The following is a 12,285-nucleotide window of genomic DNA, read 5'->3' as shown; positions in this document are numbered from 1 at the left end:
GTGGATCCGGTCCGTGCGGCGTTCCGCGCCGAGTGCGCCCGACTGGCCGGGATCCTGACCGAGCTGGACGAGACCGACCTCGACCGGCCGACCGGCTGCCCGCCGTGGACGGTGCGGGAGCTGATCGCGCACGTGCGCACCGGCGTCGGCCGGGTCACCGACATGCTCGCCGCACCCGCCCCGCCCACTGCCCAGGTGGACGCCGCCGCCTACTTCGGCGCGGCGAAGTTCACCCCGGAGGTGGACGCGGCCCGGATCGCCGGAGGCCGGCGGGACGCCCGGCAGGTGGACCAGGAGGCGCTGACCCACCTCGACCGGGTCTGGCGGGCCGCCGACGCCGCGGTCGCCGCAGCCCCGCCCGAGCGGGTGGTACGGACCCGGCACGGTGACGCGATGCGCCTCACCGAGTTCCTGCGGACCCGGGTCGTCGAGGTCGGCGTGCACGGCCTGGACCTGGCCGCCGCGCTGGACCGGCCGCCCTGGCTCACCGCGCCCGCGGCGGAGGTGATCGCCGACCTGCTCACCGGTGGGCGGGCGGTGCCGGCCGAGTTGCGCTGGGACCGGCTGACACTGATCCGCAAGACCACCGGGCGGGCGGCGCTCAGCGGCGCGGAACGGGCGGCCGTCGACGCCGCCGGCTTCCGCTGGCTCGCCTTCGGCAGCTGACCCCGATCAGTTCGCGGAGCGCGGTGCGGGCACGTGCGGGGCGACGCGGCGCAGGTGCGTCAGCACCACCGGGTCGATCCGACCCGGCACGAGCCGCTCCTCCAGGTTTTCCAGCCCCGCCCAGGAGACCAGTGCCGCCTCCGGCCCGTCGCCGGCCACCGGGTGGCCCAGCGCGGTGAGCAACGTCGCCACCTCGTCGGCGACGGCACCGCTCAGGTCGAGCAGCGTGGCCGGGTCGGGCCGGCTGAACAGCAGGGTGTGCACGGCGAGCAGCCGACCCAGCTCGGCGACCGGATCGGGATGATCGTCGACCCGCAGGTCGACCAGCACGTCGCTCCTGCCGCCGTACCCGGCGCCGCGCTCGACCACCAGCAGGCCGGCGCTCTGCCGGCCCCGGCGGTCGCCGCCCGCCTCGTCACCGGCGCGCAGCGCGGCGACCAGCCGCTCGGCGAACGGCAGCGCCGCACCGGCCAGCCAGGCGTCGCCCAGCGCGTCGACGACCTCCGGGCCGGCAAGGATGTTGCCCTGCGCGGCCCAACCGTCGCCGGTCCGACCGCCGGCCCACGGGTGACAGGCCGGCCCCGTCCAGCTGGCGCCCGGCCCGCTGGCCCCGACCACGCCGAGCTGGCGGTGCTCCCGCTCGGCGTCGGCGGCGACCAGGCCGGCCACCACGTCGGCAGCCGGCACCCCGGTGCGCAGCAGGGTCAGCCCCTGCGGGCGGTAGGCGAGGTTGACGTGCGCCTGGGTCGCCAGCGCGCCGATCTCGGCCTCCGCGGCCGGCACCAGCGCCCCGGCGGCGAGGAACTTGCTGGCCACGACGACGCCGTGCGTACGGCCGTCGGCAGAGCGGGCCACGAGGGAGAAGGTCACCCGCCGAGATTAACCTGCCCTCCGGACATGACATCGCCGTGCATCGATGACTCAGAACGGTGTCGCCGCCGCCTCCGGCGGGGTGCCACGGGCTCGGCGGGCGTCGGTGACCGCCACGGCGGCCAGCACCACCACCCCGGTGCCGGTCGCCGCCAGCCCGGGCAGGAACAGCAGCGGCACCGCCACCGCCGCCAGCGCCAGGATGGCGAGCCACCGGGACGGGGAGACCCGGCCGAACACCTCGTACTCGAAGCGGGCCCGGCCGGCCAGGAACAACGCCGGCCCGCCGAGCACCATCGCCAGCCACGAACCGGTGATGCGCTCCATCGGATGCTCGATGATCAGCTCGTAGCCGACGGCGCTGGCGGCCAGGCCGATCACCATCAGCAGGTGGGTGTCCGCCGCCGACCGGCCGATGTTGGCCGGGTGCCGGGCCTGCGCGACGGCCTCGCCCAGGATCTGCCCGGCGCGCTGGAAGTAGATCCGCCACAGCACGATCGAGCTGGCAAGCGCGAACGCGAACGCCGCCGCGTGCGCCGGCTGGTACGGCCCCTTGCTGTACGCGAAGCCCGCCACCAGGATCGTCTCGCCGAGCGCGATGAGGAAGAACTGCTGGTAACGCTCGGCCAGGTGTTCTCCGGCGATGTCCCACTTCGACATCGACGACCGGCCCAGTCCCGGCACGGGCCAGCCCAACCGGCCCGCCACGTACTCGATGGCCAGCGCCAGCGTCCAGAGCACCACCTGCGCGTTGGTCGGCAGCAGCGCGCCACCGATCCAGAACACGCCACTGGTGGCGTACACCACCGTCATCCGCACCTTCAGCCGGCGGTACTCGTGCGGTCCCAGTGTGAGCGACAGGATCAGTGGCCGGGACACCTGCGCCACCACGTACGCCAGCGCGAACATCAACCCGGTCTGGCTGAACGCCCGCGGGGTCGCCACCCCCATCACCATGCTGCACACCAACGCGATCATCACGACGGCCTGCAGTGGCACCTTGTACGGGTCGTAGCGACTGGTCGTCCACGCGGTGCCCTGCCAGAGCGCCCAGAGTGCCAGCAGCAACAGCAGTGTCTTGCCGCTCCCGGTGATCGCCGCCCAGCCGTGCACCCGGCCCGGCTCGCTTGTCAGGTCCTCGAACGCGCGCGCCGAGATCCGGGTGAGCGCGAAGACGTAGACCAGGTCGAAGAAGAGCTCCAGGAAGGTCGCCCGGTCGGGAGCGGCGCCCGCGCGCACCGGTTGCAGGCGTCTCGATGCCTCAGAACCCATGGTCAGCGGCCTGCGCCGTCGGTTCGCTCCACGTGGCAGTCGTAGCACCGCCCGGTGTCCGGGCGGCCCGGTACCGGTAAATCCGGCCATCCCGGAGATCTTGCTCGTGGACCCCGTCAACGGGCACGATCGATCGGTGACGAATCGATGGGGCATGACGGTGCCGCTGGGCGGGATCCCGCTGGCCGACCACGCCGCGGTCTACGCGACGCTCGACCGGGCCGGGTTCACCGACGTCTGGTCGTCCGAGGTCGCCGGGACCGACGCGTTCACCCCGCTGGCGCTCGCCGCGGCGTGGCAGCCCCGGCTGCGGCTGGGCACCGCGATCACTCCCGTCTTCACCCGGGGGCCCGGGCTGCTGGCGATGAGTGCGGCGGCGCTGGCCGAGGCCGCGCCGGGCCGGTTCTCGCTCGGCATCGGCGCCTCCTCGCCGGTGCTGGTCCGGGACTGGAACGCGGTGCGGTTCGAGGAGCCGTTCCGGCGGACCCGGGACGTCCTGCGCTTCCTGCGGGCCGCGCTGCGCGGCGAGACCGTGGACGAGGTCTACGACACCTTCACCGTGCGCCGGTTCACCCTGGAGCGGCCGCCCGCGGTGCCGCCGTCGATCCTGCTCGCCGCGCTGCGCCCGGGGATGCTCCGGCTGGCCGGCGCGGAAGCCGACGGCGTCATCCTCAACTGGCTCGGCGCCGACGACGTGCCGCGCGCCCTCGCCGAGCTGGGCGAGCGCCGCGAAGGCTTCGAGGTCGCCGCCCGGATCTTCGTCTGCCCCACCGAGGACGCCGCCTACGCCCGGACACTCGGCCGCCGGCTGATCACCAGCTACCTCACCGTCCCGGCGTACGCGGAGTTCCACCGCTGGCTCGGGCGCGACCAGGTGCTCGCGCCGATGTGGGAGGCCTGGGCCGCCGGTGACCGGCGTGGTGCCAGCGCGGCCGTGCCGGACGAGGTGGTCGACGCGCTGGTGCTGCACGGCTCACCGGAGCAGTGCCGCGCCCAGGTGCGCCGCTACGCCGACGCCGGCGTGGACGTACCCGTCTTCGCGCTGCTGCCCACCCCGGAGGTCACCGCCGGCGGCGCGGCCGCACTGACCACCCTCATCGCCCAGCTGGGCACCGACCCCGTGGGAGCGTCGACGTGAACCTCACCGACCGGATCGTGGTGGTCACCGGCGGCGCCGGCGGTATCGGGGCGGCACTGTCGCGCCGCTTCGCCGCCGAGGGCGCCGCCGCCGTGGTGATCGCCGACCTGGACGCCGACGCAGCCCGCGCAGTCGCCGAGGGCATCGGCCCGGTCGCGCACGCCACCGCCCTCGACGTCACCGACGAGGATCAGGTCCGTGCGCTGGTCGACGACACCGAGCGGCGGTACGGCCGCATCGACCTGTTCTGCGCGAACGCGGGAGTGACCACCGGCGGGGGAGTGGAGGTCGACGACGCCGGCTGGGACCGGGCGTGGCGCGTCAACGTCCTCGCCCACGTCTACTCGGCCCGGGCGGTGCTGCCCGGGATGCTCTCCCGCGGCGGCGGCCACCTGTTGCACACCTGCTCGGCGGCGGGTGTGCTGACGGCGGTGGGCGATGCCGCGTACACCGCGACGAAGCACGCCTCCGTGGGGTTCGCCGAGTGGCTGGCCATCACCTACCGGGACCGGGGGATCCGGGTCAGCGCGCTCTGCCCGCAGGGGGTGGACACCCCGATGCTCGCCGACGGGATCCGTGCGGGCCATCTCGGCGCCCGGGTGATCGAGGCCTCCGGCGCGGTGCTCACCCCGGACCAGGTGGCCGAGGCGGCCATCGCCGGGCTGGCCGAGGAGCGTTTCCTGATCCTGCCGCACCCGGAGGTCGCCGACTACGCGCGCCGCCGCGCCGAGGACCCCGACGGCTGGCAGGCCGGCCTCCGCAAACTCATCCGCCGCCTAACGGCCTAACGCCCGCCCCCGCCCCCACCGTCCTTCCGGTGATCAAGAGGTTTGCGTCAGGGATGGGTCCGGCGGTGACGCAAAGCTCTTGATCACCGTGGGGAGCGGTCGGTCGGGCGGCGGCGTAGCGGCGCCGGGTGGGTGGACCAGAGCAGGCGGCGCCACCAGGGGCGGGCGGCGCGCAACGTGGCCACGTAGGCCGAGGCCACCTCGGCGGCCCGGGTCGCCTGGGCGGGGGTCGCCGCGCCCGGGGCGAAGCCCACCACATTGAGCAGGTCCGCCAGCTCGTCGACGCCACCGGCGCCCATGCCCGCGGCCTCTGCCGTACCGGCGCTGCGGCCGGTCGCTGTGCCACCGGCCCGTGGACTGGGCTTGCCCTGGCGGGTGGCGATCAGGGCGTCGGCGAGGGCCTGCCGGGCCTGGCCGGCCACCTCGGTGGCTGCCAAATCATCGCCGACCGGCCGACCGGCCAGATGCAACGCGTCGGTGACCTCCCGCCAGGCGCCGGCGATGCGCTGGCCGGGGTCGCCCCGACCGAGTCGGGCGCGGGTGAGGGAGCGGCGCATCGCCAGCAGGGTGAGCAGCACCGCCCCCACCAGCAGCAGCAGGCCACCGCTGCCCCCGGCCACCAGCACCGGTGTGGACACGCCGCCCCGGTCGGTCGGCCCGTCGGGGGCGGCCACCGGCTCCGGCGACGCCGTCGGCTCCACGGTGGGCGCCGGCGCCTCCGAGGGTGGGGGGTCCTCCGGCGTCGGGCGGAAGTCCTCCTCCACCGGCCTCGGCTCGTTGTCCGGACGGGGCAGCGGGTTGAACGCCACCCAGCCCAACCCGTCGAAGAGCACCTCCGGCCAGGCGTACGCGTCGCCGGCCCGTACCGGCCCCTGCCCGCTGGACTCGAAGCCCACCACCACGCGGGTGGGCAACCCGGAGAGCCGCCCGAGCACCGCGAACGCGGCGGCGAACTGCTCCGAGGTGCCCTCCTGCCCGCCGGCGTTGCGCGGCCCGAAGAGGAAGAAACCCAGGTTCGGGTACGCGTGCCCGCTCGGGGCGTCCGCCACCACGCGGTAGTGCTCGGCCAGGAACTGCTCGATCGCCGCGGCCCGCGCGTAGGGGGCGCCGTTCTCCTCGGCGAGCTGTGCGGCCAGCCGGCGCAGCGGGTCGGGTACCCCGTCGGCGACCCGCAACACCCGGGCCACCTCCGTGCCGGCGGGCACGTTCGCCGTGGCGAGGAGGTTGTTGTCGGGGCGCTCGCGCGCGGAGGTGACCGTGTACCGCAGCCCCGGGGTCAACCCCTCCGGCCGGATCAGCGTCCCGGTCGCCGGGTCGTACGCCACCCGGGCGCCGCTGACCTCGCGGGGCGTGGCCACGGCGGGCAGCAGCCGGCCGCTCAGCTCGGCCACGGTGATCTGCTGCTGGACCGTCTCCACGGTGCTGTCCCTGGCCGGCGTCGAGGGCGGCAGGATCCGGCCGGCGTTGCGGTACGTCGCGCCGACCCGCCAGGTGACCCCGTCGTAGTCGCTGAGCACCGCCAGCCGGATCCGCACACTGCCAGCGGCGTCGCCCGGCGCGGCCGGCCCCTCGCCGGTGCCTCCATCCGGACCCGCACCAGCGCTGGGCGCGGCGGCACCGGAGCGGACCGTGCTCACGTCGAGCAGCTTCTGCTCCGGGTGCAGCGCCCAACCGGAGATCCGGATCAGCGGGTTCTCGTCCAGCGTCTGCACCTGCGGCGGTTCCACGTACCGGCGGGGATCCACCGGCCGACCGTCGACCTGGTCGGCGACCACCGGGCCGAGCAGTGCGACCAACCCGACCACCACGGCCACCCCGAGCGCCGCGCTGACCGCGAGCCGCACCCGCACCGCCGCGCGTACCCGGGGAGCCAGGTCGGCGCTCGGATCACCACCGGCCGGTGACGCGGCGGTGGGTGCCGCCAGGCCGACCGCCGCGACCGCGACGAACGCCAGCGTCGCCCCGATCGCCGGTTCGGCGTTCGGGCCGACCACGTAGAGGGCGGCGGCGTAGAGCCCCGCCGCCGGCAGGTAGCCCAGCAGCACCCGGCCCGTGCGCAGCGCCACCTCCGCGCCCGCCAGCCCGGCCAGCCAGGCGGCGACCACCGGGACCAGCACCGTGTCCGGCGTGGGCTCCACCGGAATCATCGCGGTGAGGAGTCGGGGAATGCCGTTGCGCGCGGCGTCGGCGGTCACCTCCAGCAGGCCGCCCGGCAGGTCCGCGCGGGAGGCCGCCACCCGCAGCGACCAGAGCGTCCAACCGGCCATCGCGGCCACCGACACCGGTGCGACCAGCCAGGACGGCAGCCGCCGCGCGGCAACGCTGACCAGCACCGAACCGGCCGCGGCGCCGATGACCAGCAGGGTCAGCAGGCTGCCCGCGTAGACCCGGCCGAGCACCACCCCGGCCAACGCGGTCAGGCCGATCAACGCCAGCGGGACGACGACCGCTCGCAGCATCCGTCCGGCCCAGCCGGCGCGCCTCGCCGCCGAGCCGTCCGGCGGTGCGCCCGACCCCGGTCCACGGTCGTCCGGGCCCGCTCCACGGTCCGTCGGGTCGACGGTGCCCGCACCGCCGTGCCGCTGCGGGCCGACGCCCGTCACCACCGGCGAACCCCGTCCCACTCGGCGGCGAACTGCGCGCCGTCGGCCGCGTCGACCACGACCAGGCCCGCCGTGCCCGGCGGTGTCGGCTCGGCCGCGCCGAACACCCCGACCACCACCGACGGGTACGCGCCGCGCAACGCGCCGACGTGCCCCAGCTCGGCGCGGCCACCCGGCCCGGTCAGGAAGATCAGCGTGTCGCCGAGCCGGTCCTGGCGCAGCCGGGTGGTGGCCGCGCGCAGCGCGTCGTCGTCGCCGGACAGCCCGGCGGCGGCGAGCCAGTCCAGTGGCCCGAGCGGCTGCCCGCCGGTCGGGTCGTCGCCGTCCACGTCATCGTCGGCCCGCTGTCGCTGGGCGGCCGGCTCCGCGGCGACCAGCAGCAGCAGCACCGGCAGGTCCGCGCGGTGCGCGGCGGTGACGATCGACGCGGCCGCCTCGCAGCCCGACTCGAACGACTCCGCCACCCCGTCCACCCGCTGCGGGTGCGCGGCGGCGCGATTGTCCAGCAGCACGACCAGGCGGGGAAGGCTGGTGTCGACGTTCTCCCGCACCATCAGCTCGCCGACCCGGGCGCTGGTCCGCCAGTGCACCCGACGCAGTTCGTCGCCCACCACGTACTCCCGCAGCGAGTCGAACGTGATCGACCCGTGCGGCACCCCGTCCACCCGGCCGTCGAGGCTGCGTCCCGCCCCGGTCGGCACCGCCGTCAGCGGGTGGATCCGGGGGTGCACCCACACCGGCGTCGTCGCACCGTACGGGCGGGCCAGCGCCACCAGGCCCAGCGGGTCGCGCCGGGTCACCCGCAGCGGCCCGACCGGCACCACGCCTCGGCGGTGCGTCGGCACGTCGTAGCGGACCTCGGTGTCCCGGCCGGGTCGCAGGCGCAGCAGCGGCACCGGCACCGTGCGGGCCCCGCACCGGTCCTCGGCCAGCAGGTTCGCCGAGCGCAGCCGGCCGGTGTTGCGGACGGTCAGCGTCATGCTCGCCGGTTCGCCGCGGGCCACCCGGTCCGGCTCGGCGCGGCGGGTCACCGTCAGCCGGGGCCGCCAGGCCGCGGTCAGCGCGGCGTAGCCCACGGCCGCGCCGGCTGCCGCGCCGAGCAGCGTCAACTCGGGGTACGCGAACCGGAAACCCACGCCCAGCAGCACGACGGCGGCGACGAGCAGCCCGATTCCCCGGGCGGTGATCCCCATGCCGCTGCTGCCGGTCAGCCCTGCACCGGAGCCGGCTGCCCCGACGGCAGCGGCACCGGCACCGAGGCGATGGCCTGGCGCAGCACCTCCCCGGCGGTCAACCCGCGCACCTGGGCGTCGGGGGTGAGCAGCAGCCGGTGCGCGAACACCGCTTCGGCGAGCGCCTTCAGGTCCTCCGGCATGATCCAACCTCGACCGTCGATCAGCGCGTACGCGCACGCCGCCCGCGTCAACGCGATCACACCCCGAGGGCTGACCCCGACCCGCACGTGCTGGTGGGTACGGGTGGCGGCGGCCAGCCGGACCGCGTACGCGTAGAGCGGCTCGGCGATGTGCACCCGGCGGGCCATCCGGACCATCTCCCCGACGGTGGCGGTGTCCGTGACCGGGGCGAGCGCCTCGGGGGAGCGGACGGTCGCGCCGCGCAGCACCTCCACCTCGACCGCCTCGTCCGGGTAGCCGACGGAGAGCTTGACCAGGAAACGGTCCAACTGCGCCTCGGGCAGCCGGTAGGTGCCGTCCATCTCCACCGGGTTCTGCGTGGCCACCACCAGGAACGGCTCCGGCACCGGGTGCCGCACCCCGTCCACGGTGACGGTGCGCTCCTCCATCACCTCCAGCAGCGCCGACTGGGTCTTCGGCGACGCCCGGTTGATCTCGTCGGCGATGACGATGTTGGCGAAGACCGGCCCCGGATGGAACTGGAAGTCGCGGGTCGCCTGGTTGAAGATCGTCACCCCGGACACGTCCGAGGGGAGCAGGTCGGGCGTGAACTGGATCCGGCGCCACTCACCCTTCACGGTGGCGGCGATGGCCCGCGCCAGGGTCGTCTTGCCGACCCCGGGGACGTCCTCCAGGAGCACGTGACCCTGAGCGAAGAGCGCGGTCAGCGCCAGCCGGACCACCTGCGGCTTGCCGAGCACCACCGCGTTGACGTTCTCGGCCAGCCGGGTGGCCAGGGCGGCGAAGCCCTGCACCTCCGGCTGGGTGAGCGGCTCGTGGGTGTTCACGGTCGGTGGTGCTCCTTGCCTGGGTGGTTCAGCAGGTGGGCAGGACGTTGATGTTGTCGCCGCCCTCCAGGTTGAGCCAGGCCCAGGGAATGTAGTTCTTCCCCTCGTACTCGACCTGCACCCACCAGGTGCTGCGCTTGTCGTTGTTGTAGATGTAGGCGAAGACCTCTTCGCCCGACTTCTTGCAGAACGCCTTCAGCCGGCGGCCGTTGGGCACCCAGCCCGCCTGCTGGTCGTTGTCCTGCCGGGTGACCTTGAAGATCTCGTTGCCGTTGCGCTCGCCGGGAATCTCCCGGCTGCAGTAGCTCGCCTCCGGGCCGGACGCCCCGTTACGGCAGGTCGCGATGCCGTACAGCGCGTCCGTGTCCTGCGCCCTCGTCGCGGTGCCCTTGCCGGCCGCGTTGCTCGCGGTCACGGTGAACGTGTACTTCGTGCCCGGGGTCAGGCCCGGCATCGTGATGCTGGAACACGCCCCGGCCTTCGCCGGCTCGCCCGGCGTGCTCACCGAACAGGTGGCCTGACCGCCGCCGGCGTCCACGGTGAACGTCACCGTCGCCGAGGTGGCCGTCGCCGACGAGCCGGTCACCGTGACCCGCGGTTCGGCGACCGTACGGGCCGTGGCCGTGGCCTCCGGACCCGGCCCGGCCTCGTTGACCGCCTTCACCTTCACCGTGACGTTCTGACCGTTGCCCAGGCCGGTGACGGTGGTGCGGGTGTCGGTCACCTCGCTGGTGCGCCCACCGACGTCCACCAGGTACTTGGTCACCGGACGGCCGTTCGCCTCGGCCGGCGCCCACTGCACCGTGACCGCGCCCGGCTGGTTGGCGACCGTGCCGGCCTGCAGGTCGACCGGCCGGCCGGGCGCCGCGAACGGCACCACCGTGTTGCTGACCGGAGAGGCCGCCGAGCCGGCGCCCTTGTCGTTGACCGCCACCACCGTGAAGGCGTACTGGGTGCCGAACTCCAGTTCACCGGCGGGCACCACCAGCTCCGTCTTCGTCGACTCGCCGGCCGGCGCGTTCGTCCCCGCCGAGCTGGCCGTCACCGCGTACTTCGCGATCTTGTTGCCCTGCCCGTTCGCCGCCGGCCACTTCACCAGGACCGTGCCGTCCGGCCGCTCCTGCGCCGTGATGCTGGCCGGCGGATCCGGCACCGCGGCCGTCGGGGTCACCGGGTTGCTGCTGCGCGACGGGCCGTCGCCCTTGGCGTTCACGGCGTGCACCGCGAACCGGTACGTCTCGCCGTTGGTCAGCCCCTTGACCTCCACCGCACGCTGGTTGGCGCCCACCTCCAGGCGCTGGCCGGCGCCCTCCACGACGTACCGGATGATCTCGGCGCCGTTCGCGGCGGCCGGCCGCCAGCTCACCCGGGCCTGGGCGTTGCCGGCGGCGGCGGTGACACTGCGCGGCGCGCTCGGCTTGCCCACCCGGGGCTTCTTCGGCGGAGGCGGCGGCGGGGGAGCCGGCGGCGGGTCACCGCCGAGCACGTCGTTGGCGTACTTGTTGACCTCGCGCACCTGGTGTTTGTCGTCCACCACCCGCGCGGTCGCCGAGTCGGGGGAGTTGATGAACAGGTGGTTCTCCCGCACCTCCAACTCCAACGGCCCGTTCGCCCGGCCGCGGACGGTGTCGACCAACTGGCCACCCGCGTCGAAGGAGTAGATGGTGCCGGTGGCCTCGTCGGCGCAGTAGAACCTGTCGGCCCAGGCCACCGCCGGGCTGAGCCGGTCACCGGTGCCCGGCACGGTGAACGCCCGCTCCTCGCCGGCGTCACCCACCACCAGCACCCGCCGCTCGGCGGGCACGGTGACCGGGACGCGCGGCCCGCTGGTGCGTGCCGGCAGAGCCGCCGGCCCGGACAGCGTCAACGGCGTCGGGCGCACCTCGCCGCGCTGCACCCGCACCAGCTTCCCAGCGGTGCGGTCGAGCACCGCCACCCCGTCGTCCAGCGTGGAGACCACCAGCTCGTGGCTGGCCTCCGCGACGTCGTACGTCTCGACCCGCTCCGGGCTGAGCCCACCCCCGGCGGGCGCGGCCGAGGCCGGCGCGGACGGCAGCTTCGCGGCGGTCACCGCCGACACCGTGCCCTCGCTCGGCACCGCGATCCAGAGACGACCCTCGCCGTCGAAGGTGCCGCCGGTGATGCCCGGGGGATAGCGCACCGGCTCGCCCACCGGCGTCAGCGAACGCGGGTCGAGCTGCCGCACGATGCCCTGCACGGCGTCGACGACGAACGCCGCGTCCTCGTGCAGGGCGACGCTCACACCCAGGCCGGGGGTGGTCGGGGTGGTCGCGGTGAGCTGCAGCGTGGCCAGGTCCAGTGAGCTGACCTGCCCGCTCTGCAGGTCGCGCAGGATCAACAGCCGGTCGGTCTGGGTGACCTGCATGGGGTGCCGGCGAGCGCCGGGGACCTCGGTGCGGGTGTCGACCCGGGCGGTGACCCCGTTGACCCGGGCCAGCTCGCTGCGCACCGCGCTCCACAGCCACGAACTCGCGTCGTAGTTGGCGACCGCGTTGTCCGCCGCGCCCAGCCCGAGGACGGTCAGCCCCATGGCGGCCAGCAGCGCCGTCACCGTGCCGACGGTCACCAGCCCACCGCGCAGCCGGGACCGCGAACGGGGGGCGTCGGTCTCCACGGCATCGTCGATGGTGGCCACAGCCGGCTGCCTCCCCTGAGTCGTGGCAGGTGCGCGCCTCGCGGCGACCCCTCCCCTGAGCCGGGTGCCATCATATGGCCCTGCCGGTG

9 protein-coding genes are annotated in these 12,285 nt (G+C 74.9%); 3 read left to right on the top strand and 6 right to left on the bottom strand.

Going from position 1 to position 12,285, the window contains the following annotated elements; genetic code table 11:
* On the top strand, positions 1-666 hold the full coding sequence (locus tag M8C17_RS21255) for a maleylpyruvate isomerase N-terminal domain-containing protein (RefSeq protein WP_252418272.1): 666 nt from the start codon (positions 1-3) through the stop codon (positions 664-666).
* Between the two features lie 6 nt (positions 667-672).
* Here the strand turns inward: M8C17_RS21255 and M8C17_RS21250 are convergent, their stop codons facing one another.
* Both M8C17_RS21250 and M8C17_RS21245 read right to left on the bottom strand, forming a co-directional pair.
* Positions 673-1,536, bottom strand: coding sequence for a DUF1028 domain-containing protein (locus M8C17_RS21250; RefSeq protein WP_252418271.1), 864 nt, complete (start codon positions 1,534-1,536; stop codon positions 673-675).
* Positions 1,537-1,587: 51 nt separating this feature from the next.
* On the bottom strand, positions 1,588-2,808 hold the full coding sequence (locus tag M8C17_RS21245; RefSeq protein WP_252418270.1) for a low temperature requirement protein A: 1,221 nt from the start codon (positions 2,806-2,808) through the stop codon (positions 1,588-1,590).
* A 154-nt stretch (positions 2,809-2,962) separates the two neighbouring features.
* On the opposite strand from M8C17_RS21245, the gene M8C17_RS21240 reads away from it, so the two are divergent.
* Together M8C17_RS21240 and M8C17_RS21235 are read left to right on the top strand one after the other, a co-directional pair.
* Positions 2,963-3,946, top strand: a complete 984-nt coding sequence (locus M8C17_RS21240) for an LLM class F420-dependent oxidoreductase (protein ID WP_252418334.1) — start codon at positions 2,963-2,965, stop codon at positions 3,944-3,946.
* Positions 3,943-4,734, top strand: a complete 792-nt coding sequence (locus M8C17_RS21235; protein ID WP_252418269.1) for an SDR family oxidoreductase — start codon at positions 3,943-3,945, stop codon at positions 4,732-4,734. The genes M8C17_RS21240 and M8C17_RS21235 overlap by 4 nt, the downstream gene beginning before the upstream one ends.
* A gap of 83 nt (positions 4,735-4,817) precedes the next feature.
* Here the strand turns inward: M8C17_RS21235 and M8C17_RS21230 are convergent, their stop codons facing one another.
* From M8C17_RS21230 to M8C17_RS21215, 4 genes are all read right to left on the bottom strand, one after another.
* Positions 4,818-7,193 (bottom strand): transglutaminase domain-containing protein, encoded by a 2,376-nt coding sequence (locus tag M8C17_RS21230; RefSeq protein ID WP_252418333.1) that lies wholly within the window; start codon positions 7,191-7,193, stop codon positions 4,818-4,820.
* Between the two features lie 140 nt (positions 7,194-7,333).
* On the bottom strand, positions 7,334-8,530 hold the full coding sequence (locus tag M8C17_RS21225; protein ID WP_252418268.1) for a DUF58 domain-containing protein: 1,197 nt from the start codon (positions 8,528-8,530) through the stop codon (positions 7,334-7,336).
* A 14-nt stretch (positions 8,531-8,544) separates the two neighbouring features.
* Complete coding sequence (locus M8C17_RS21220; RefSeq protein ID WP_252418267.1) at positions 8,545-9,540, bottom strand: MoxR family ATPase; 996 nt, start codon at positions 9,538-9,540, stop codon at positions 8,545-8,547.
* 28 nt (positions 9,541-9,568) lie between these two features.
* A complete protein-coding gene (locus M8C17_RS21215; protein ID WP_374558780.1) occupies positions 9,569-12,196 on the bottom strand; it encodes a fibronectin type III domain-containing protein in 2,628 nt (875 codons plus the stop codon).
* Positions 12,197-12,285 lie beyond the last annotated feature (89 nt).

Origin of the sequence: Micromonospora sp. RHAY321, assembly GCF_023896955.1 — a bacterium.
GTDB lineage: Bacteria > Actinomycetota > Actinomycetes > Mycobacteriales > Micromonosporaceae > Micromonospora.
This window is presented reverse-complemented; position numbering and strand designations above follow the sequence as displayed.